The following is a 22,495-nucleotide window of genomic DNA, read 5'->3' on the forward strand; positions in this document are numbered from 1 at the left end:
CGCAACTGTAGCGCAGCGGCACCATGGCGGCCAGTTCAACACGGAAGCACGCCATGATTCACTCAACACGGTATCGCCCCGACGCCCGGCCCGCGCGCCGCATGCGTTTGCGGCATGCCCCGCTCGCCGCCGCGCTGGCGGCGCTTGTCGCCGTCGCGGGATGCGCAAGCCACGACGGCCTGCGCCCCGCCGGCAAGCCCCTGGACCTGGCCGCGCTGGATGCCGGCCAGGATATCGCCGCCGCCGTCCGCGACACGGCCGACGACGCCGCGCCCTGGTGGCGCGCGTGGGGCGACGATCAACTCGACCGCCTGATGGCGGATGCGCTGCGGCAGGCGCCGGGCGTGCGGGCCGCCCAGGCCCGCCTGGGCCAGGCCGAAGCCGTCTTCGGCAGCGTCGACGCGAACCGCCAGCCGACACTGGACGGCAGCGCCACCATCACCGCCGACCGCTACCCCGGCCATTACACCTACGGCGCCCCCTACGCCGACAACACCGGCGGCAGCGGCTCGCTGCTGGCTTCGCTGCGCCTGCGCCTGGACATCTGGGGCAAATGGCGCGCGCTGGCCGATGCCGCGCGGCTCGATGCCGAAGGCGCGGCGCTGGCCCATGCGGATGCGCAACTGGCCTTGCAACAAGGCATCGCCGCCGCCTACCTGCGCCTGGACGCCGCCTTCCGGCTGCACGAGCTGGCGCGGCAACAGCGCGAGCGGCAGCGGCAAGCGCTGGAATTGCACCAGACGCGCCGCCAGGCCGGCCTGGGCAGCGACGCCCCCGTCGCCGACGCCCGCGGCCGCCTGGCCCGGATGGACGCCGAGGTCGAACGGCTGGACCGCGAGATTGCGCGCCAGCGCCATGCGCTGGCCGCGCTGGCGGGCCAGGCCCCCGGCTACGGCGATGTGCTGCGCCGCCCCCGGCTGGCGCTGCGCGCCGACCCCGCCCTGCCCGCGGCCCTGCCCGCCCGCCTGCTGGGCCTGCGGCCCGACGTGCTGGCGCAGCGCAAGCGCCTCGACGCGGCGGACCGGCGCATCGAGGCCGCCAAGGCCGAGTTCTATCCGGATATCGACCTGAAGGCCTTTGCCGGCCTGCAAAGCCTGGGGCTGTCGCACCTGCTGCAAGGCAACAGCCTGGCGGCCGGCATCGGCCCCGCCCTGACCCTGCCCATCTTCGACGGCGGCCGCCTGCGCGCCGGACTGCGCGACCGCATCGCCGGCTACGACCTGGCGGTGGCCGACTACGACGCCACCGTCGTGCGCGCCCTGCAGGAAGTCGCCGACGGCCTGGCCGGCATGGCCCAGGCGCGCGCCCGGCGCGACGCCGCCCGCGTCTCGCTGCGCGAGGCCGGCACGCTGGCCAGGCTGCAAGCGGTGCGCGCCAGCCGCGGCCTGTCGGCCCGGCAGGACGAAATCGACACCGACCTGGCACGCCTGCGCGCCGACAGCGAGCTGGCCGCGGCCGACCTGGACCTGGGCCTGGCCCGGACGGCGCTGGCCGGCGCGCTCGGCGGCCGCTGGTCGCCCTCCCAATCCTCTGACAACGAAGCCCTGAAATGACTGCCACGCAAACTCCCGACTCGCGGACCTCGACCCGCAAATCCCGCCTGATGCTCGCCGGCGGCGCCACCCTGCTGGCCGGCGCCGGCTGGGCCGCCTGGACCTTCCTGGCGGGCGCCGCGACCCAGACCACCGACAACGCCTACGTGAATGGCCACGTCGTGGCCATCACGCCGCAGGTCGGCGGCGCCGTCTCGGCCATCTGGGCGGACAATGCCGACCGCATCCGCGCCGGCCAGACGCTGGTGGAGGTGGATCCCGCCGACACCCAGATCGCCCTGGCCGGCGCCCGCGCCGACCTGGCCCGCGCCCGCCGCCGCGTGCAGGCGTTGTTCGCCAGCCGCGACCAGGCCGGCGCCGAAGTCGCGCGCCGCCAGGCCGAACTGGACCGCGCCCAGGCCGACGTCTCGGCCCGGCGCGGCATCGCCGCGCAAGGCGCCATCACGTCCGAAGAAGCCCGCCATGCGGCCGACGCGCTGAACGCCGCCCGCGCCGCGCTGGCGGTGGCGCAAGCCGCCGAGCGCGCCGCCCAGGCCCAGGTGGACGGCGTGACCCCGGATACCCATCCCGACGTGACGCTGGCCCAGGCGCGCCTGCGCGCCGCCGCGCTGGACGCGCAGCGCACCACCATCCGCGCGCCGGTCGGCGGCATGGTTGCCCAGCGCAGCGTGCAGCTGGGCAAGCACGTGGCGATCGGCGACAAGCTGATGGCCGTGGTGCCGCTGGACCAGATGTGGATCGACGCCAACTTCAAGGAAATCCAGCTGGCCGGCATCTGCCCCGGCCAGCCGGCCGTCGTCACCGTCGATGCCCACGGCGCCAAGGTGCGCTATCGCGGCCGCGTCGGCGACGTGATGGCGGGCAGCGGCTCGGCCTTCGCGCTGCTGCCGTCGCAGAACGCGACCGGCAACTGGATCAAGGTGGTGCAGCGGGTGCCGGTGCGCATCAACCTCGATCCCAAGGAACTGGCGGACCACCCGCTGCGCATCGGCCTGTCGGCCGAGGTGACGGTGGACACGGCGCGCTGCGATCCGGCGCAGGCCGGCGCGGCCCGGGGCGAGACCACCGACATCTACCGGCAGCAGCGCCAGGCCGCCGACACGCTGGCGCAGGCCGGCCAGGGATTGCAGTGATGTCCGCCGCGCCCCGTCCCATCGAGCCGATGACCGGGCTGCCGCGCGTGGTCGCGGCGGTGGCCATCAGCCTGGCGTCCTTCATGGCGGTGGTGGACATCACCATCGCCAACGTCTCGGTGCCCACCATCTCCGGCAACCTGGGCGTCAGCCCGGAAATCGGCGAATGGGCCATCACCTTTTTCGCCATCGCCAACTCCATCTGCATTCCCCTGACCGGCTGGCTGTCGCGCCGGCTCGGGCAGGTGCGCCTGTTCGTGCTGTCGGTGGCGGCCTTCACGCTGGCCTCGGTGCTGTGCGGCGTGGCGCAGAACTTCGAATCGCTGCTGGCCTTCCGCGTGCTGCAAGGCATGGTGTCCGGCCCCATCGTGCCGCTCAGCCAGGCGCTGCTGGTCGCCATCTTCCCGCCCGACAAGCGCACGCTGGCGCTGTCGATGTGGGCCATGACCAACATGGCTGGCCCCGTGGCCGGGCCGGTGCTGGGCGGCTGGCTGACCGACGATTTCAGCTGGCCCTGGATCTTCCTGGTCAACGCGCCCGTCGGCATCGCCGTGGTCGCCGTGACCGCCACCATGTTCCGCGGCCGCGACACGCCCAGCACCCGCCTGCCGGTGGACCTGCGCGGCCTGATCCTGCTGGCCGTTGCCATCGGCTGCCTGCAATTGACGCTGGACCGCGGCCGCACGCTGGACTGGTTCGCCTCGCCGTTCATCGTCACCACCGCGCTGCTGTCGGCGCTGGGCTTCGTGTTCCTGGTCATCTGGGAACTGGGCGAAGCGCATCCGATCGTCGACCTGAGCCTGTTCCGCCACCGCAACTTCGCCATGGGCACGCTGGCCGTGGCGGTGGGCTTCGGCCTGTACTTCGCGGCGCTGGTGCTGATCCCGCTGTGGCTGCAGACCGACATGCGCTACACGGCCACGTGGGCCGGCCTGGCCACGGCGCCGATGGGCGTGTTCGGCATCCTGCTGGCGCCGCTGCTGGGCCGCTGGGTGCAGCGCGGCGACGCCCGCGTGTTCGCCAGCCTGGCCTTCGTGGCGTGGTCGCTGGTGGCCTGGTGGCGCGCGTCGATGACCACGGACGTCGGCGTCGGCCTGATCTCGCTGGCCTGCCTGCTGCAGGGCATCGGCATCGGCCTGTTCCTGACGCCGCTGGTGTCCTTGTCGCTGGCCGGCCTGCCGCCCGAGCGCATCGCCGCCGCGTCCGGGCTGCAGACCGCCATCCGCATGATGGCCGGCAGCCTGGTCGCCTCGCTCGCGTCGACGTACTGGGACGAGCGCTCGCGCTACTACCAGAACGTGCTGGTCGACAGCGCCACGCCCGCCCGGCCCGCCGTGCAGGACACCCTGAACGCGCTGGCGGGCGCGGGCCTGGACGAGCCGCAGTCGTGGGGCGTGATCTGGAACGGCCTGAAGACCCAGGCCGACATGCTGGCGCTGAACGACTTCTTCCTGTGGTCGAGCCTCGCGTTCGCGTTGTCCATCGCGCTCGTCTGGCTGGCCCGCCACCCCCGCGCCGCCAAGGCCTGACGGCCGCCGCGCTTACCGCCCCAAGGAGATCCGACATGCAACCCTTTTCCCTGCCGCGCCGTGACGTGCCCTGCATCGTGCTGCGGGCGCGCGATGTGGCGCGCGACATGCGCCGGCTGACGCTGGGCGGCCCCGAACTGAGCGCCTGGCTGGCGCGCCCGGGCGTCGACCAGCCCGGCGCCTGGGTCAAGGTGTTCCCGCCCGGCGTGCCGGGCCGGGCCTATACCCTGCGCGGCATCGACTTCGAGGCGTCCAGCGTCGAGATCGACTTCGTGGTCCACGGCGACGCCCCCGGCACCGTCTCCGAATGGGCGCGCCGCGCCCGTCCCGGCGATGCCGTCTCGATCGCCGGGCCGCGCGACGGCGGCTTCTCGCTGCTGGCGGACACGCGCTGGGTCTGGCTCGGCGCCGACGCCTCGGCCTGGCCGGCGGCCTCGCGCATCATCGAATCGCTGCCCGGCGGCATCCAGGTCCTGGGCGTGCGCCACCCGGCCGGCGACGACGACTGGCCCGCCATCGCCAGCGCGCGCGCGCCGCAATGGGCGGCGCGCAGCCTGCCGCCCGGCGGCGATGAACCTTCCGCCCCCGCCCCCGACGGGCCCGGCCAGGTCTGGCTGGCCGGCCAGGCCGCCTGGGTCAAGGCCTGGCGCGCGCACTGGCTGCAACGCCTGCGTTTCGACCCGGCGCGGCTCTCGGCCAAGGGCTACTGGAAGGCGGGCGAGCAGGACTACAAGGAATAGGCGCCGGCCTGGGCCTGTGAACAGGAGGAACGACCATGAAGAAGGAACTGGATCGCATGCGGGACATGGCGTTGTTCGTCCAGGTGGCGGCCCTGGGCTCGCTCACGCGCGCCGCTGAAAGCACCGGCGTGCCGGCCTCGACGCTGTCGCGCCGGATCTCCGAATTCGAAAGCCAGATCGGCGTCAAGCTGCTCCATCGCAGCACCCGCCGCCTGGCGCTCACCGACATCGGCCAGCGCTATCTGGAACGCATCACCGACGTCGTCGACCGCGCCCGCGCCATCAGCGGCGAACTCGAAGAAGAAATGGGCCGCCCCACCGGCCACCTGCGCGTCTGCGCGCCGGTCGACTTCAACGCCTATTTTCCGGAAGCCGCGCTGGCCGACTACTGCGCCAGCCATCCCGGCGTGCGCTTCGAGCTGCATTGCTCAGCGCAGCTGCCGGACCTGGCCACCGAGCCTTATGACATCTGCATCGCCACCACCGAACCGCCGCAGGCCAGCCGCATGGTGCGGCGGCGCATCGGCATGGCGGAGTATCAGCTGTATGCCGCGCCCGCCTATCTGCGCGCCTACGGTGTGCCGGCGCATCCGGCGGAGCTGGCGCGGCACCGTTGTGTCGTCATGCCCGACTCCGAATCGGGCCTGGCGTTGACCGACGGCAACGCCAGCGCGCAAGTGGCGCTGGCGCCGCTGCTGGTGCTGAACAATCAGCTGGCGGTGGAAAACCTGCTGCGCGACGGCCTGGGTATCGGGCCGCTGACGCGGGGACGCGCCGACGCGCTGGTGCGCGAGGGCGCCCTGGCGCCGGTGCTGCCCGGCTGGACACTGCCGCCGCGGCCCATCCTGGCGCTGACGGCATCGCGGGCGCTGCCGGCTCGGGTCCGCGGCTTCATCGACCTGCTCGTGGCCCGGGTGGTGACGTAGGCCGGCGTCGGGATGGCGCGCAACGACCGGGAAGAGCCGCTCAGTCGAAGGCGTAGGCGTCCATGGCCAATGCGCCATACGAAATCTCGTCCGTGAGCCGCGTGGCCCGCGCTCCGCCGGCCCCCAGCGCCACGTAGAGCGGCATCAGGTGGTCGTCGTGCGGATGGGCCTGCGCCGCGCCCGGCGCCCGCGCCTGCCAGTCGAGCAGCGCCGGCACGTCGTGGGCCGCAAGGCGATCGGCATACCACGCCTGGAAGGCCGGCACGTACGGCGCGGGCGGCGCATCCTGCGGCATGCGCACGTCGCGCAGGTTGTGCGTCAGCGAGCCCGAGCCGATGATCAGGACGTCCTCGTCGCGCAACGGCGCCAGGGCGCGGCCCAGTTCCAGCTGGCCGGCGGCATCGCGGCCCATGTCCAGCGACAGTTGCACCACCGGCACGTCGACTTCGGGATACAGGTAGCGCAGCGGCACCCAGGCGCCATGGTCCAGCGGCCGGCGCGGATCGCGGTCGGCGGCGATGCCACCCTCGGCCAGCAGGGCCTGGACGCGCGCCGCCAGCTCGGGCGAGCCGGGCGCGGCGTATTGCAGCGTGTAGAGCTCGGGCGGAAAGCCGCCGAAGTCGTGCCAGGCCACCTGCCGGTCTCGGGTGGACAGGGCCAGGCCGTGGCCCATCCAGTGCGGCGACACCACCAGAATCGCGCCGGGCTTGCGGCCCAGGGAGCGACTCCAGGCGGCCAGCGCCGGGCCCGTCGCGCCGGGCTCGACGGCCAGCATGGGAGAACCGTGGGAAACGAAAAGCGTGGGCCAGCGCATGGCGGCGCCTCCAGGAAATATCGATGCCTTGATTGTCGGGCGATTCCAATCGGCAATAAACCCTTTCAAAAGGGATGGTCTGTTGCCATATAAGCACCAATGCAGGCACGCCGCGCAACAGCGGCCCGATGGCGACGGACCGCGCCAGCGGCCGGACCCGCGCACGCCGGCAGGCGACGGCGACCGCAAGCGTGGCGGGCGTTAAACTACGTCGTTGCACACTTACTGGACGTCCTCCGAAGTTATGGCCCGATCCCGCAGCCAATCCGCTCCCCGCTTGACCCGCGACGCCACCCGCCTCATCACGCTTGCCCAATCGCTGAACCGCTCGGGCAGCCGCGTCGAAGACGTGTACTGGGAGAATCAGCTTGGCGAAGCGATCCCGAAGCTGCTCAAGGCAGGCCAGGATGCCCCGCTGGAAGCCGCGCTGGACCATCTGGCCCAGGGCGACGTGGGCGCCTATGAAGTCCTGATCGAGCAGGCCGAGACGCTGTCCGAGTCGATGAAGATAGACAAGAACGGCGTGCGCTACGACATCCTCCTGATCGTCGCGCCCGTCGTCGCCTGGACGCGCTACGCCATCCCCACCGGCCCGGTCCCGGCCAGCGCCCAGCAGGCGCTGCTGGCGCAGCTGCATGGCCATGTGCTGTCGAGCCAGGCGCGCAGCGCGCTGATGCCGCACCTGGTCAGCGTCGACCAGATGCCGCGCACGTTCTCCGAAACCTGGCAATGGCTGCAACGGCTGGGCTCGCAGGCGCTGGGCGCCGAGACCACCAAGCCGGCGCTGAACACCGAAGTCGAAACCGCCAACATGCTGGCCGACACGCGCTACATCGTGGCGGCCGTGGCGGTGCCCGAGTTCGCGCCCGTGTTCCGCTGGCAGGAACAGATCGGCGAGGCCGACGCCAGCCGCGACGCCTGCCTGGCGCAATGGGCCGCGCAGGCCCAGCCGACGCTGGCCGGCCTGCTGCCGGGCTGCGGTTTCGAGGCCCTGCTGCCGGACGCCTACTACGTCAGCAACCGCGAGGCCGACCGCCGCGTGCGGCCGCTGTCGCTGCGCGCCGCCATCAGCTGGCTCGAAGGCGCGGTCAGCCTCGATGCCTCGCAGCTGCGCGCCGTGATCGCCGGCTGTGGCGAAAGCCGCGTCGACGAATACCGCGTCAGCTTCACCGCGCGCAACAGCAACGACGTCTACTACGGCTGCGTCTGGCCGTTGTACGGCCGCGAGGAAGACCTGCCGGCCGACGAGGGCCAGCCCGACGTGGTCGATGAAATCGCCGCGCTGCTCAAGGAATACGGCGTGAGCGACGTGCGCCGCATTCCCGGCGTGCTGCCGCCCGAATACTGCGAGGATTGCGGCGCGCCCTACTTCCCCAATCCGCTGGGCGAACTGGTGCACGCCGAGCTGCCCGAGGACGCCGAGGCCGCGCCCGCCAAGTTCCACTGAGCCGCGCCGATGCAAGCGGACATCTTCTGCCGCGTGGTCGACAACTACGGCGACATCGGCGTCTGCTGGCGCCTGGCGCGGCGGCTGGCGCACGGCCATGGCTGGGAGGTGCGCCTGTGGGTCGACGACCTGGCCAGCTTCGCGCGCATCCAGCCCGGCATCGACGCCGGCCTGGCGCGCCAGGCCTTCAATGGCGTGGATATCGTGCGCTGGTCGGACGCGCCCGACCCGGCGCTGGGCGCGCGCGACGTGGTGATCGAAGCCTTCGCCTGCGACCCGCCCGAACCCTTCCTGGATAGCATGCGCCAGCGCCATCCGGCCTGGATCAACCTGGAATACCTGAGCGCCGAAGCCTGGGTGGAAAGCTGCCACGGCCTGCCGTCGCAGCGGCCCGACGGGCTGGTCAAGCACTTCTACTTCCCGGGCTTCACGCCGGCCACCGGCGGCCTGCTGCGCGAACCGGGCCTGTCGGCCGAACGCGACGCATTCCAGGCCGACACGGCGGCCCAGGACACGTTCCTGCGCGGCCTGGGCGTGGCCGAGGCGCATCTGTCGCTGCGGCACAACGGCGCCCGTACCATGTCCCTGTTTTGTTATCCGGATGCCCCCGTCGACGGCCTGGCGCGAGCCCTGGCCGCGGACCCGCGGCCGGCATTGCTGCTGGCGCCGGAAGGGGTCGCCCCGGGCCTGGAAGCGGCCTGCGCCATGCCCGGCGGCCCGGCCGTGGCGCGCCTGCCGTTCGTGGCCCAGCCGGATTTCGACCGCGTGCTGTGGTGCGCCGACCTGAACTTCGTGCGCGGCGAGGATTCCTTCGTGCGCGCCGCCTGGGCCGCCAGGCCGCTGGTCTGGCAGATCTACCCCCAGGACGAGAACATCCATCTGGAAAAGCTGGACGCCTGGCTGGCTCGCTATCCGGCCCCTGAAACCGCCACCGCGCTCATGCGCGCCTGGAACCAGCCCGGCGCGGGCGCGGCAACCGCCGCGGCGCTGGCCGCCGCGCTGGCGCCGCCGGCCTGGCAGGCCTGGGCCCGCGCCGCGCGCGACTGGGACGCGGCACAGGCCGCCCGTCCCGACCTGGCGGAAAATCTGGCCGGCTTTTGCGCAGAGTTGGCCAAGAAACGCTAGAATAGAGAGTTTTCTGAGACGCCTGGAATTTTCGGCGCCTCAACTATGACGCCTCCCGGGGTGTGCATGAAGCCGAGTGTGCGGGCCCCTTTGCGGGCCTTCGGGCTCAGGACGGACGGGCCTTGCGGCACCGGCGCCTGGCGCCTTCATTTGCGGCGGCTTCCTGCAAGCACGGCGAGTGCACCCTTTCCCCCGGAGTTTTATCGATGAAAACCGCTCAGGAATTGCGAGTCGGCAACGTGGTCATGGTCGGCAAGGATCCCCTCGTGGTCCAGAAGGCCGAATACAACAAGTCCGGCCGTAACGCCGCCGTCGTCAAGCTGAAGTTCAAGAACCTCTTGACCGCCTCGGCCAGCGAATCGGTCTACAAGGCCGACGAAAAGTTCGAAGTCGTCCAGCTGGATCGCAAGGAGTGCACGTACTCCTACTTCGGCGACCCGATGTACGTCTTCATGGACGAAGAGTACAACCAGTACGAAATCGAAGCCGAAAGCATGGGCGACGCGCTGAACTACCTGGAAGAAGCGATGCCCGTGGAAGTGGTCTTCTACGACGGCCGCGCCATCTCGGTGGAACTGCCCACGACCATCGTGCGCGAAATCACCTACACCGAACCGGCCGTCCGCGGCGACACGTCGGGCAAGGTGACCAAGCCCGCCAAGATCAACACCGGCTACGAACTGAACGTGCCGCTGTTCTGCGCCATCGGCGACAAGATCGAAATCGACACGCGCACCAACGAATACCGCAGCCGCGTCAACAACTGATCCGGCAGCAGGCACGAAAAAGCGCCAGCCCTTCGGGGTCTGGCGCTTTTTTTTTGGCCGTCGCGCGCGAGCGCCCGGGGCGGCTGGCTTACTGCAGGCGCTCGTCGTCCAGGAAGTCGGGCACGGCCATCACGTCGATGCCATCCTCGGCCAGGGCCTCGCGCTCTTCGCGCGTGGCGGTGCCGCGGATGGGGCGGTCGTCGGCATCGCCGTCATGGATACGGCGCGCTTCCTCGGCGAAACGCGCGCCGACGTTTTCGGTATTGCGCAACAGCGCCCGCACCTGGCGCATGACCACCGCCTGCAGCGCGGCCATCTTCTCGGCCTCGGAGGCGCCGGCCGGCGGCGCCGGCTGCGTGGCCGGCGCATGCAGGTGCGCCACGTTCAGGCGCGGGGCGGACAGGCGCTTGGTGATGCTGGCCGAGCCGCAGACCGGGCACGACACCAGGCCACGCGCCTGCTGCGCGTCATAGTCTTCGTGCGAACCGAACCAGCCTTCGAAGATGTGGCCGTGGTCGCACTGGAGGTCGAAAACTTTGAGAGCCATGATGGAAATATGGGGGCTAGCGACCAGAATACAAGAAAGCCAAAGAAAAAGCGGGCCCTGGGGCCCGCTTCCTGGCGCGCGAGGCGCTTACTTGCCGCGCTTGGGCGTGGCCGGCGCCTGGCCGATCTGCGCCTGTTGCGCCTGCAAGGCGTCGATCTGGCGTTGCAGGTCGCGCAGTTGCTGGCGCACGTCCTTCTGCTGGTCGGCCAGCGCGGTGGCTTCCTGGCGCGACTGCTCCTGGCGCGCGGCGACCTGTTCTTCCTGCTGCATGCGCAGGCTGCGGTCGGCCTGCAGCGTGCTCAGTTCGGCGCTGCGGGCGGCCAGCAGCTTCTCGGCATGGGTGTACTCGGCCTGCAGCTTGATGCGCTTGATGTCCACCTCGGCCAGGTCGGCCGACTGGGCGGCGAAAGCGCGGTAGGTGGCTTCGGCCTGCTTGTCCGACTTGGTCTTGAGCACCCGCCAGAAATCCTTCTGCTGGAACAGGGCCACGTAATAGGTCAGGTCGTCCGGCTTGAACAGCAGGCTGGCGCCGTACGTGCCGTTGTAGCTGGTGCGCAGCTCGGAGACCTGGCGGTTCTGGATCAGCCCCTGCAGCTCGGACACGGTGGAGGCCGGGCGCGCGGCGGGCGCCGGCGCGGGCGGGGTCACCGGCGTGGACGCGGCCTGCTTGTCCTCGACCTGCTGCACCGTGGGACGCGGGGGCTCGGATTGCGCGCTGGCGCAGGCCGCCAGGCCGGACAGGGCCGTACCCAACAGCGCCATGCGCGCAGCGGCACGGATAAAGTGGACGTTCATGCCTTCCCCAAAAAAATCGTTGCGGAACTATAGCAATTTATTTCGTTCGCGGCTGACGCGCTTACATGTGCCGCGCCCCCGCTGTCGCGCCCTAAGGGCCATTCCCTATTGCGCCTCATGAGGCCTCCACGATGCCGTCCGCGGTTTCGCCCTGGCCGCCGCCCAGATGCAGTTTGCGCATCTTTTCCCACAGCACCTTGCGGCTGATGCCCAAGGTATTGGCGGTGTCCTGGCGGCGCCAGCCGTTGACGTCCAGCGCCGCCAGGATGCGGGCCCGTTCGGCGCGTTCGGCATCGGTGAAGACGGGCGGTTCGCACTGCGTGCTGGCGCTGGCGGCGGCCAGCGCGCCCGGCCCGCGCAGCGGCTCGGCGAGCTGGTCGAAGATGCGCTCGATGCGCGGCCGGTCCCAGGCCTGGAACTGGCGCCGCACGATGGCCACGCGCTCGGCCACGTTGGACAGCTCGCGCACGTTGCCGGCGTAGCGGGTGCGCGCCACGCGCTCGATCAGCCAGTCCGGCGGTTCGCCCTCGGCGCCCAGCCGTTCCAGCAAGACGCGGAAGATCGCCGCCTTCTCCTCGGGGCCGCGCTGCTCCAGGTTGGGAATGCGCAGCTCGATCACCGCCAGCCGGTAATAGAGGTCGGCGCGGAACTCATCCTGCCCCACCAGGACGCGCAGGTCCTTGTTGGTGGCCGCCACCAGGCGGAAATCGACCGGCACTTCCACCGTCGAGCCCAGCCGCGTCACCGCGCTCTGCTCCAGCACGCGCAGCAGCTTGACCTGCTGGTACAGCGGCAGGTCGCCGATTTCGTCCAGGAACAGGGTGCCGCCGTTGGCCTGCTCGAAGTAGCCCTTGTGCGCGCCCACCGCGCCGGTGAATGCGCCCTTGGCATGGCCGAAGAAATGCGCCTCGAACAGGCCTTCGGGGATGGCGCCGCAATTGACCGCCACGAACGGCCCGTCCGACCAGGCGGCGCGATCGTGCAGCAGGCGCGCGACGCGTTCCTTGCCCACGCCGGTCTCGCCGTGGATCAGCACGTTGCTGCGGCAGTCGGCGAACATGTCGGCCTCGGCCAGCAGCGCCCGCATCGGTTCGGACACCGCGATCAGCGGCTGCTCGCGGCGCGGCGCGCTGCGGCTGAACTGGTCCAGCGTGCCCAGCAGCTCGAACAGCAGCTTGCGCAGGTCCGAGGTGGTGAAGGCCAGCGGCAGCGTGTAGGAGTATTCGGGCGGGTAATAACGCGGATCGCGGCCGCGGGCCTCGGCCGCCACCCAGATCACCGGCATCGCCTGGCCCGACAGCCAGTCGTAGCCGCTGAAGCGGTTGTCGCCCATGACCGAGACCGATACCAGCGCCACCGCCGGCCGCGACGGATCGCGCGGCGGCGGGAAGGCGGTGCCGGCGTCGGCCCGCACCAGCGAGACATCCATGCCGGCCAGGCAACGTTCAGCGCGGCTGGCGATGTCGGAGGTGCCTTCCCAGACGTAGACGTCGAACTCTTCGCGCGCGAATTTCTGGGTCATGGCGACCCTCGCGCCGGCCGGGGTTGGGCGGAAATCATGGGCTTCATCATCAGTACACCAGACGGGGCTTGCCGCAGTCCACCGACAGCAGCGATACATCGGTTTGGCCGACGCTCAGGCCAAGCAGGTCCAACAGCTGCTGCAACAGGCTCGACAGCATGCCCAGCAGCGGCTGCAGCAACGTCACCACGATCGACAGCACGCCGCCCACCTGGTTGCCGCCGCTCAGCGCCAGCGTGGAGACGCCGTTGATGCGGCATTGGCGCAGGGCGTCCGGCGTGAAGGTCAGCGCGCAGCTCAGGTCGCCCAGCGGTGCGAACAGCAAGGAATTGAGCAGGTTGCCGACCACCTGCAACGTCCCGCCCAGCAAGCCGGTCAGGCCGCCGGTGGACATGCGCTGGCCCAGCTGGTTGAGCGCGGTCGAGGACCACTGCATATCGTTGACCACCTGCGAGATGGATTTGCCGGCATTGTTGCCACCGCCGCCCACCAGAGTGGTGGCCAGCCCCGTGCGCTGCGCCGGCGTGAGCGGCGTGCCAGTACCGATCAGGTCGCCCAGGATGCCGCCGACCACGGCGTCGGCCAGGTTCGAGGCCAGCGCCCCCAGGTTGACTGAAGTGGCCGTGACCGTGGCCGTGGAATTGGGCGACGGAGGCTCCGTCAGCGTGACCGAGACCGGCGCGGTCGAATTGAAGATCGGCAGCGTGACCTTGCTCGTGAGCGGCAGCAGATTCAGCACGTTCAGCACCCGGTAGGGCTGGATCGCCGCGAACGAGCTAGGCTGGCAACTGTTGGTGAGAGACAGGAAATTGTTTTTCAGGTCGTCGGTGTCCGAGGCCATGCCCGGGAAGCGCCCCAGGCAGATATTGGCCACCGAGGACGTTACGTCGATGGTGGCCTGCGACTCGGTCAGCGGCGCCTGGCACAGCTTGGAGACGGTGCCGGTGGACTGCGCCACGTCGATGATGATGGGCAGGTCGATCTTGGTGCCGAGCGTGTTGGCCAGCAAGGGGCCGACCAGCGGAATGTTGCTGGTGTTGGCGCGCAGATAGACCCGGATGCCGGCGCTGGTGGCCTGCGCGCCGACGCCGCCCACGCCGATGGACGGCGGCTCGACGATACGCACCTGCGACTGCACCCCCAGCAACGGCACGTTCAGGCCGAGGTTCACCAGGTTCTGTCCATTGGCGATGACCAGCGCCGTCTCCAGCACGTTGAGCGCGTTGATGTTGGCCTGCAGCGCGGAGTTGATGTCGCCGCTGACCACATTCAGGTCCAGCACGCCGCCATCGCCGAACAGCTTGACCGGCAGGTTCACCGGCATCACGTTCAGCACCACGTTGATGGCGTTGGTCAGCAGCCCGAGGCTGGCGCCGGCGGTGTCGCCGGCCTTGTTCATGACCGTCAGCGTGGCCTGCAGCAGCTGGCCCAGCGTCAGGTTGTTGAGCGCGGCCAGTTGCGCCGGCGTGCCGACGCCGGTGGCCACCGACACCGGCAGGCCCAGCGCTTCCAGCAGGCCGGACGGCGTGATGTTGACGCTCGCCAGGCCGGCGGCATCGAGAATGTCCAGCTGCGCCGGCGTGGCGCCGACGGTGGCCAGCAGCTGCGACAGCAGGCCGCCCTTCTGCAGGCGCACCAGGCGCGAGCCGACCGTGAACACGGCCACCGGCCGCGTGCTGACCGCCACCGAGACCACCCGGACCGGCGCGCCGTCGACGACGATGTCCGGCAGCAGGCTGCTCAGAGTCTTGTTGACCGTGATGCGCAGCGCGTTCGGCGTCTGCCCGGCGGCCGGGTCGAACACGTACATGCCGCTGGCGTCGGCGCGCGTGCTGTCCCACACCTTGCATTCGACGGTGACGTCGTCCGCGGAAAACGTGTCTAGGATTGCGGGCACGTTGGCCAGCACCGCCGTCCTGCCGGCCTGCTGGGCCCGCGCGCAATCGGCCGGCGCGCCCAGGCCCAGCACCTGCACCGCCGACAGCGCGGCCAGGTCCGAGGCCTTTTGTATCTCGCGCTTCATGTAATAGGCATAGCCCAGCTGGGCCACGCCCAGCAGCACCAGGCCGACGATGACGGCGAAAACGATGGCCACGGTCATGCTGCCACGCTGTCGCACGGGAAACGCAGGACGTGAATGGGCTGGCATGATCGCGGCTCCGGGATTCGGTGGGACCGGCCTCAGTTGGTGTTTTCCGTTTCCACCCGCTTGGTGAACCACTCGGGAATCGGCCGGGTGAAGCTGTTCACGTAGCGGTTCCAGGCGGCGGTGGAGACCGCGCCCAGCACCGGCAGCGCCGCGCCCGCGCGGCGGCCATCGGCCTGGGCGGCCAGCAGGCCGCGCGTGATGTCGCCAAAGGCCTCGGGCGCCGGTTCGGCGGGGGCAGCCTGGGGAGCCGCCTGCGGCATCGGCGTCTGCACCTGCTGCACCACCGGCCGCGCCGGCATCTGCGCGGCCGCGGCCGGCGCGGCCGTGGGCGCCGTGGCGGGCACCGGGGTGGCCTGGGCCACGCCGCCGCCGCTCATGGCGCCGGTCAGGGGAGCGTTCGATTGCGCGCGGCCGGTCGCGGGCATGGCCGCCGCCAGGGCCAGCGCGAGGGAGAACGGAGCGAGGAAAAGGGTTCGGGGCATGGTTGTGGTTCCTGAGAGCGCGCTAGCGCATGATCGGGCCGTTGCCCAGCCTGTCCATCAAGGGGCTCATGACGGGCATCACGAAACTGTCGCCGCGCGATACGCGGGTGGACGCGGCATCGGCCGCCGGCGCGGCCGCCACCGGCGCCGCCGCCTGGCTGCGGATCTCGGATGCCAGGCGCAGCACCTGGCTGCGCGCCTCGTCGCCGAGCTTGGCCCGGTCCATGACTTGCTGCGCCCGCGCCGGTTCGCCTTCCACCAGCAACAGCAAGGCCAGGTTGGCCAGCACCTTGCCGCTGTCCGGCGCCAGTTCGGCGGCCTGGCCGAGCGGCACGCGGGCGCCGGCCGGATCGCCGGCCCGCAGGCGCGCATAGCCCAGGTCGCCCAGGATGCGCGGGTCCATCGGCGACAGCTTGGCGGCGCGCGCGAAATAATCGGCCGCCTGGTCGAACTGGCCGCGCGAACCGGCGATCAGCCCAAGCCCGTGCCAGCCCTCGGCCGCCTGCGCGGTGCCGATCAAGGCGCGGTACGCCTGTTCGCTCGACGCGGGCTGCCCGGTCTGGCGCAGCGCTTCGGCGCGCAGCACCGCGATGCGCGGATCGTTGCCGAACTTCTGCTGGAACGCGTCGATGTATGCCAGCGAAGCGAAATAACGCTCCTGGCGCTGCGATTCGGCGATCATGGACAGCATCATTTCCGGCTCGGCCGGCTTGCGCCGGTTCTCCGCCTCGTCCTCGCGCTGGCGCATCAGCGCCTGCTCCTGCTGCTGTTGCTGGATCAGCTGCCAGGCGGTCTCGGCGTTGTTGGTCTGGCAACCCGCCAACGTCCCCGTTCCCGCGGCCAGCGCCGCCACCAGCATCCAACGCCCCGCGCGCCGCGCGCTGCCACGCGCCCTTCCCATGCCGCCCGCCATCACATGCCCCCCATGCGCGACAAGCCGCGCAATACCGCCACGAAGCCCGCGCCGCCGGTCACGATCAACAATGCCGGCAGCAGGGTCACGATCATCACCGCCGTCATCTTGACGGTGGTCTTGCCCACCTTTTCCTTCAATTCGAGGCGGCGCTTCTCGCGCAGCCGTTCGCCGAAACGGTTCAACGGTTCCTGCACCGCGCCGCCGTGCTGGTCGACCTGGGCGATCAGGCGGCAGATGGCCGACAGGTCGTCGTTGTCGAACCCCGCCGCCAGCCGCGCCAGCGACTGCTCGCGGGTGCGGCCGCGCACATACAGTTCGGACGCCAGCCGCAGCTCGTAGGCCAGCACCGGCAGCACCTGGGCGAATTCCTTGATCAACACCTGCAGGCTCTGGTCGATCGACAGGCCCACCCCCTGCAGCAGCCGCAGCAGGTCGATCAGCAGCGGCAGTTCGTTGGCCGCCTGCCGCCGGCGCCGCGACACGCGCCTGCGCACGAACCACTTGGGCAGCATGTAGCCGATGGCGAAACCGAAGAACGCCGCCACGAACAGGCCCAGCGACGAGCCGCCGATGCCGCGCCCCAGGTCCAGCGCCACCGCCGCCGCCGGCAGCAGCAGCGCCAGCGTGAAGCGCGCCACGATGAAGCGCAGCCGCGCCGTGCCCGGGTTCTCGTAGCCCGCCAGGTCCACCAGCTTGCGGTCCTCGCCAGCCAGCAGGGCCTCGGCGAAACGGCCTTCGCTCAGGCGCTTGCCGAACGAGTCGGCGGCGCGCGTGGCCGCCGCCAGGCGCCCGCCCTGCGCGCCGTCGGCCGGCGCGGCGGCCAAGGCCGGGACGCGGCCCTCGCGCGTGGCCAGGGCCTGGTCCACCACCTGGCGGCTGCGGTCCTGTCCGCGCAGGCGCCGCGCCAGGCTCAGGCCCAGGATCAGCATGGCGGCGGCGACCAGCATCAGCGCCACCGCCAGCACGGTCGAGACATTCCAGGATTGGATCGCTTGCATGGGAGCGCCCTCAGATGGCCTTGGCCATGCGATACAGGATGTACGAGCCGGCCACCTGCAGGCAGACCGCCGTCAGCAGCATCTTGAAGCCCAGCGGGTCGACCCACAGGCCCATGAAGAGGTCATTGTTGGCCACCATGATGAAGCCGGCGATGCCCAGCGGCAGCAGCGCCAGGATCCAGGCCGACAGCCGGATCTCGGCCGAGCTGGCCGACAGTTCGGCGCGCGCCTGGCCGATATCGCGCATGAACGCCGCCATGCGTTCGAGCACCTGGTCGCTGCGGCCGCCAAAGCGCAGCGCCACCGAGACCACCGCCGCCACCATGTAGAGCTCCTTCATGTCGTACTGGCGCGAAACCTGCACCAGCGCGGCGTCCAGTTCCTTGGCCGAGCGGCTCAGCGCGGCGGCGGTCTCGACCACTTCGCGCAGCGGCTCGTCGGTGCTGGCCGCCGCGGTCTGGAAGGCCGCCGCCATGCTGTTGCCGATGGTGACCAGGCGCACGATGTTGTCCAGGAAAGCCGGCAGTTGCGACACCCGCCGGCGTTGGCGCCGGTCGGCGCGCAGCCATAGCAGGAAATAGGCGAACACCGCCAGCAGCACCAGCGTCACCAGCCCGGACAGCCAGCCCAGCAACGTCCAGGCCAGCAGCGCGCCGGCCAGGATCGGCAGCGCCAGCCTGGCGTAGAAGGCCGGGCTCTGGCGCACGCCGCCCTGCAGCAGCAGCATGTCCCAGCGCGAAAAGCCGCTGCGCAGGGCGCGCGAACCCTGCGCGAAAGGCATCTTGTCGCTCACCGGCGCGCCGCGGCTGCGCCGCAACTGGTCTTCCAGGAACGCGGAACTGGCGGCCCGCCGCTGGCCGCTGTTGGCGTGGCGCCACAGCAGCACCGCCGCCAAGGCCAGCACCAGCGCCAGACCCGCGACCACCCCGGCTTGCAGCATCAGCGTCTCCTGCTCCAGAAGCCGCCGCCGTCGGGTTCGGGCGGCGCGTTGTCGACAGGCCGCTGTTCATTGCGCAGCCTGGCCAGCTTGGGGGTGTGCGGATGGATGCCGAGCCAGTTCCAGCGGTCCTTCTCCTCGCCCTCGGGCGTGGCGAAGGCTTCGTGGCGGTACAGTTCCTGGGTCGAGATCACGTTGTCGCCCATGCCGGTTACCTCGGTCACCGACAGCACCCGGCGCTTGCCGTTGGACAGGCGGCCGATCTGCACGATGAAGTCGAGCGCGCTGGCGATCTGGCGCCGCAGGCTGTCCTCGCTGCCCTGGAAGCCGGCGAAGCCCGCCAGCATCTCGATCCGGTACAGGCATTCGCGCGGCGAGTTGGCGTGGATCGTGGCCATGGAGCCTTCGTGGCCGGTGTTCATGGCCTGCAGCATGTCCATGACCTCGGCGCCGCGCACCTCGCCCACCACCACGCGGTCGGGACGCATCCGCAGGCTGTTGCGGATCAGCTCGCGGATGCTGACCGCGCCGCTGCCGTCGAAGCCGCCCTGGCGCGATTCCAGCCGCACCACATGCGGGTGGTTCAGCGACAGTTCGGCGGTGTCCTCCACCGTCACCACGCGCTCGGTCTCGGGGATGAAGAAGGCCAGCGCGTTCAAGAGCGAAGTCTTGCCCGAGCTGGTGCCGCCGGACACCAGGATGTTGCAGCGGTTCTTCACCGCTTCGTTCAGCAGGCGGTAGATTTCCTCGTCGAAGGTGCCCAGCGTCAGCAGGTCGGCCGGCTTGAGCGGGTCCTGGCGGAATTTCCGGATCGACACCATCGGGCCGTCCACGGCCAGCGGTTCGATCACCACGTTCAGGCGGCCGCCGTCGGGCAGGCGCGCGTCCACCATGGGACTGGACTCGTCCAGCCGGCGGCCGATCGGCGCCAGGATGCGGCGCACGATGCGCAGCACGTGCTGGTTGTCGGTGAAGCGCAGCGTCTCGCGCGCCAGCACGCCGCGGCGCGACACGAACACGTTGTCGTAGCCGTTGATCAGGATGTCCTCGACCGCGGGGTCGGCCAGCAGGTCCTCCAGCGGCCCCAGGCCGGCCAATTCCTTGGTCAGGGCCTCGGCGATCTGCCGCATCTCGCCTTCGTTGATCGGCACGCGGCGCAGGCGCACGAAGCTGGCCACCTCGATGTCGACGAATTCCTGGATCGCCGAACGCGCCCAGCGGCCGAACTCCGCGCCCAGCTCCTCGATGCGCGAGAGCAGGTGCTCGTAGGCCGCCGTCTTCACTTCCTGGAAGCGGTTGGACGATGTGAAGCCCTTGTCGCCATCGCCGCCGAATTCTATGGTCGCTGTCCTGATCATGTCGGTTCCGCCGCCGTCCGTTACTCGACCACCATGCGGCGATGCACGCCGGGCAGCCAGGTGGCCAGCCAGCTCGCGCGGCCGCCGGGGGTGTTTTCTTCCGCGCTCAGCTTCTCGGCCAGCGCCTGCACCGCGCGCACGTAGATGTCGCGCTCGGCCTCCTCGTGCAGCAGGTGCCCCTGGTTGGTACACACCATCAGCGCCAGCGTGCGATCCGGCAGCGTGCCGACCAGCTCCAGCTGGAAGCGCTCGGCGATCTGCTGCGCCGTCATGCCGTAGCGCTCGTCGTAGCGGTTGACGATCAGGCCCAGGCTGCGCCGCTCCACGTGCAGTTGCTCCAGCTCTTGCAGCAGCCCGGCCAGCGACACCAGCGCGCCCACGCTCTGGTCGGTGACGATCCAGTTCTGCTGCGAGGCGCGCGCCAGCCCGGCCACGAATTCGGGATTGGTGAAGCCGCCCGAATCGGCCACCACCACGCCGAAATGCTGGCGCATGCGCTCGAACACCAGCAGCGAATCCGATTGCGACACGTCGCGCATCTGGCCCAGGTCGCGCGGCAGCGCCAGCACGCTCAGGCCGTTGGGGGTATGCGACATGGCCGAACCCAGCAAGGTCGAGTCGAGCCGCCGCAGGTTGCGCGCGGCCTCGGCGAAGTCGAAGTCGCCGCCGATGTTCAGGTACAGCTGGCAGTCGCCCACCGGCCAGCCCAGGTCCATCAGGGCCACCCGGCTGCTCAGCGGCAGATGGCTGCCGGCGTCGGCCGCGGGCTTGGCGGCCTTGGCGCCCGCCGCCGCGGCGCGCGCCAGGTGCTGCTGCTTGAGCCGGTCCTGCACCATGCCGGCCAGGTGCACCGCCAGGGTACTGGTGCCCACGCCCGGGCGCGCGCCCAGCAGCAGCACGCTGCGGCGCGAGCCATCCATGCGGCCGCCGCTGGCCGGCACGTCCAGCAGCCGCTGCACCACGTCCTTGACCTCCTGCGGCGCCACGGTCGGGTCGACGAAATCGCTGACGCCGGCACGCAGGGCTGCGATGGCGCCTTCCGGCTGGCTCAGCAGGCCGACCGCGACCCGCGGAATCGCCGGCGCGATGCGGGCCAGCAGGCGCGCCAGTTCGGCCGACTTGAACAGCTTGCCCGGCTCGTCCTCGCTCAAGGTGAAATCCAGGAACACCACCTGCGGTTCGATCTCGGCCAGGCGCCTGCCCAGTTCTTCGACGCCGGGCACTTCCTGGGTCAGCAGGCCCATGTCGCCCAGCGCCTGCCCGAGCTGCGCGGCGACGCCGTCGCCCTTGGAACAAAATAGAAACCGGTTGCCGTTCTGCAAGCCAACCCACTCCCTGGCATGTGTCTTCATATCGCTCACCGTGAGAAACCCGGCATTTGCTGCCCGCCGACAGGGCCCATCAGGTAATAGCCCCAAGCGTTGAACGCGGTATCGGCCGCTTCCTGTTTGGCCCCCGGCAACGGCAACGTCACGCCGCGCGCAATGGGCCGCACCAGGCGCGGCGTCACCACGATGACCAGCTCGGTATCCTCCTGGGTGTAATCGACGCTGCGGAAAAACGAGCCGATGATGGGCAGGTCGCCCAGCATCGGCACTTTGTTGACCAGCGCCCTGGTCTGGCGCGACACCAGGCCGCTGACCACGAAGCTTTCGCCATCGCCCAACTCGACCGTGGTGTCGGCGCGACGCGTGCGCAGGGCCGGGATCAGCGTGGTCGAATTGGTGCCGTTGGACACCGCGATGGCGTTGCTGTAGTCCAGCTCGCTGGCTTCCGGCGCCACCTTCAACGCGATCCGCTCGCGCGACAGCACCGTGGGCGTCACCGTCAGGCCGATGCCGAACGGCTTGAACGTCACCGTGGTGGTGCCCAGGCCGCCGGCCTCTGGAATCGGCAGCTCGCCGCCCGCCAGGAAGCTGGCGCTCTGGCCCGTCAAGGCGACCAGCGTCGGCTCGGCCAGCACGCGCGCCATGCCATTGTTCTGCAGCAGGCGCAGGCGGGCGCTGAAGTCATTGGAGTCGTAGAACAGCGAAAAGCCCGAGGCCAGGGCCGCTCCCTTGTTGAATCCGAGCGGCGCCGGGAAGCCGTCCGGGGTGATCGAATTGGTACTGCCCCACGGGCCGCTGCGGCCGGCGAAACTGATGCCGGCCTGCTTCATCACCGAACGCGACACCTCGACCACCTTGACTTCCACCTGCACCACGCCGCCGGTGCCGGCGGTCGATACGTCGACCACGTTCTTGTCGCCCACCGCCGCGCCGGCCGCCGCCACCGAGGCCTGGTGCGTCAACGGCGATTCGGCCTGGCCCGACACCACCGCGCGCTCGCCCGCCACGTCGACGTTGGCGCCGCCGGCGACACCCCGTCCGGCCATGACCTGCTGCACGTTGCCCGCCACCCGCACGGTCCAGACCTGCGGCGCGGCGTTGGCGCCGGTCCAGATCTGCAATTGGGTGGTGCCGGCCTTCTTGCCATACAGCAGCACCGACGCCTGCCGCTTGCCCGAGGCCGCCAGCACCTTGACGTCGGCGACGTCCGGATCGCCGATGGCGATGCGGACCGGCGCGCCGTCCAGCATGAGCGCCTGTTGGCCCTTGACGGCAACCGCGATGTCGCGGGCCGGCGCGCTGGCGCCCGCCGCGGGGGCGGTCTGCGCCAGGCTGGCCGCGCCGCAGGTCATTGCCGCTGCGGCCGACAGGACGCAGATCAGGGTGGTGCGCTGAAATCTCATCATTGTGCTGGATCTGGTTTGACAGG

20 protein-coding genes are annotated in these 22,495 nt (G+C 70.6%); 8 read left to right on the top strand and 12 right to left on the bottom strand.

All coding sequences use genetic code 11. From position 1 onward, the window contains the following. Window positions 1-53 precede the first annotated feature (53 nt). From AT699_RS21265 to AT699_RS21285, 5 genes are read left to right on the top strand one after another with little or no spacing between them, the layout of a single operon-like run. Window positions 54-1,553 (top strand): efflux transporter outer membrane subunit, encoded by a 1,500-nt coding sequence (locus tag AT699_RS21265; RefSeq protein WP_024069795.1) that lies wholly within the window; start codon window positions 54-56, stop codon window positions 1,551-1,553. Continuing rightward, the gene (locus tag AT699_RS21270; protein WP_024069796.1) at window positions 1,550-2,686 is read left to right on the top strand and encodes an HlyD family secretion protein; all 1,137 of its coding nucleotides are present in this window, start codon (window positions 1,550-1,552) and stop codon (window positions 2,684-2,686) included. Before AT699_RS21265 ends, AT699_RS21270 begins: the two co-directional genes overlap by 4 nt. Next, entirely contained in the window at window positions 2,686-4,215 is a 1,530-nt protein-coding gene (locus AT699_RS21275) for a DHA2 family efflux MFS transporter permease subunit (RefSeq protein ID WP_020928792.1), read from the top strand. Before AT699_RS21270 ends, AT699_RS21275 begins: the two co-directional genes overlap by 1 nt. Window positions 4,216-4,250: 35 nt before the next feature. Further along, window positions 4,251-4,955 (top strand): siderophore-interacting protein, encoded by a 705-nt coding sequence (locus AT699_RS21280; protein WP_024069797.1) that lies wholly within the window; start codon window positions 4,251-4,253, stop codon window positions 4,953-4,955. Window positions 4,956-4,990: 35 nt separating this feature from the next. Beyond that, the gene (locus AT699_RS21285) at window positions 4,991-5,881 is read left to right on the top strand and encodes a LysR family transcriptional regulator (protein WP_006384576.1); all 891 of its coding nucleotides are present in this window, start codon (window positions 4,991-4,993) and stop codon (window positions 5,879-5,881) included. Between the two features lie 40 nt (window positions 5,882-5,921). On the opposite strand, the gene AT699_RS21290 is transcribed toward AT699_RS21285, so the two are convergent. Beyond that, window positions 5,922-6,695 carry a DODA-type extradiol aromatic ring-opening family dioxygenase gene (locus tag AT699_RS21290; protein WP_024069798.1) on the bottom strand — a complete coding sequence of 258 codons (774 nt, stop codon included), beginning with the start codon at window positions 6,693-6,695 and terminating at the stop codon, window positions 5,922-5,924. A 244-nt stretch (window positions 6,696-6,939) separates the two neighbouring features. On the opposite strand from AT699_RS21290, the gene AT699_RS21295 reads away from it, so the two are divergent. The 3 genes from AT699_RS21295 (at window position 6,940) to efp (ending at window position 10,034) form a co-directional block, all read left to right on the top strand. Beyond that, complete coding sequence (locus AT699_RS21295) at window positions 6,940-8,142, top strand: DUF2863 family protein (protein ID WP_006387133.1); 1,203 nt, start codon at window positions 6,940-6,942, stop codon at window positions 8,140-8,142. 9 nt (window positions 8,143-8,151) lie between these two features. After that, entirely contained in the window at window positions 8,152-9,267 is a 1,116-nt protein-coding gene (earP, locus tag AT699_RS21300; RefSeq protein ID WP_024069800.1) for an elongation factor P maturation arginine rhamnosyltransferase EarP, read from the top strand. A gap of 206 nt (window positions 9,268-9,473) precedes the next feature. Then, the gene (efp, locus tag AT699_RS21305; RefSeq protein WP_006220534.1) at window positions 9,474-10,034 is read left to right on the top strand and encodes an elongation factor P; all 561 of its coding nucleotides are present in this window, start codon (window positions 9,474-9,476) and stop codon (window positions 10,032-10,034) included. 88 nt (window positions 10,035-10,122) lie between these two features. Here the strand turns inward: efp and AT699_RS21310 are convergent, their stop codons facing one another. The 11 genes from AT699_RS21310 to AT699_RS21360 all read right to left on the bottom strand — a co-directional run bounded on the left by AT699_RS21310 (window position 10,123) and on the right by AT699_RS21360 (window position 22,472). Continuing rightward, window positions 10,123-10,581: a DUF1178 family protein gene (locus tag AT699_RS21310; protein ID WP_006387784.1), complete on the bottom strand. Its 459-nt coding sequence runs from the start codon at window positions 10,579-10,581 to the stop codon at window positions 10,123-10,125. 87 nt (window positions 10,582-10,668) lie between these two features. Beyond that, the gene (locus AT699_RS21315) at window positions 10,669-11,376 is read right to left on the bottom strand and encodes a DUF2968 domain-containing protein (RefSeq protein WP_006387783.1); all 708 of its coding nucleotides are present in this window, start codon (window positions 11,374-11,376) and stop codon (window positions 10,669-10,671) included. Between the two features lie 115 nt (window positions 11,377-11,491). Further along, window positions 11,492-12,898, bottom strand: a complete 1,407-nt coding sequence (locus tag AT699_RS21320; RefSeq protein WP_024069801.1) for a sigma 54-interacting transcriptional regulator — start codon at window positions 12,896-12,898, stop codon at window positions 11,492-11,494. 49 nt (window positions 12,899-12,947) lie between these two features. Further along, a complete protein-coding gene (locus AT699_RS21325; protein ID WP_058207447.1) occupies window positions 12,948-15,047 on the bottom strand; it encodes a pilus assembly protein TadG-related protein in 2,100 nt (699 codons plus the stop codon). 32 nt (window positions 15,048-15,079) lie between these two features. Then, window positions 15,080-15,529, bottom strand: coding sequence for a DUF3613 domain-containing protein (locus AT699_RS21330; protein ID WP_047991400.1), 450 nt, complete (start codon window positions 15,527-15,529; stop codon window positions 15,080-15,082). 22 nt (window positions 15,530-15,551) lie between these two features. Continuing rightward, window positions 15,552-16,388, bottom strand: a complete 837-nt coding sequence (locus tag AT699_RS21335) for a tetratricopeptide repeat protein (RefSeq protein ID WP_024069804.1) — start codon at window positions 16,386-16,388, stop codon at window positions 15,552-15,554. Window positions 16,389-16,441: 53 nt separating this feature from the next. Continuing rightward, entirely contained in the window at window positions 16,442-17,443 is a 1,002-nt protein-coding gene (locus AT699_RS21340) for a type II secretion system F family protein (RefSeq protein ID WP_024069805.1), read from the bottom strand. Window positions 17,444-17,453: 10 nt separating this feature from the next. Next, window positions 17,454-18,383: a type II secretion system F family protein gene (locus tag AT699_RS21345; RefSeq protein WP_020928803.1), complete on the bottom strand. Its 930-nt coding sequence runs from the start codon at window positions 18,381-18,383 to the stop codon at window positions 17,454-17,456. Further along, window positions 18,383-19,738, bottom strand: a complete 1,356-nt coding sequence (locus AT699_RS21350) for a CpaF family protein (protein ID WP_024069806.1) — start codon at window positions 19,736-19,738, stop codon at window positions 18,383-18,385. Before AT699_RS21350 ends, AT699_RS21345 begins: the two co-directional genes overlap by 1 nt. A 20-nt stretch (window positions 19,739-19,758) precedes the next feature. Then, window positions 19,759-21,099: a MinD/ParA family protein gene (locus AT699_RS21355; protein ID WP_026385120.1), complete on the bottom strand. Its 1,341-nt coding sequence runs from the start codon at window positions 21,097-21,099 to the stop codon at window positions 19,759-19,761. Further along, window positions 21,096-22,472, bottom strand: a complete 1,377-nt coding sequence (locus AT699_RS21360; RefSeq protein WP_020928805.1) for a type II and III secretion system protein family protein — start codon at window positions 22,470-22,472, stop codon at window positions 21,096-21,098. Before AT699_RS21360 ends, AT699_RS21355 begins: the two co-directional genes overlap by 4 nt. Window positions 22,473-22,495: the final 23 nt, after the last annotated feature.

The organism is Achromobacter xylosoxidans (assembly GCF_001457475.1).
GTDB lineage: Bacteria > Pseudomonadota > Gammaproteobacteria > Burkholderiales > Burkholderiaceae_B > Achromobacter > Achromobacter xylosoxidans.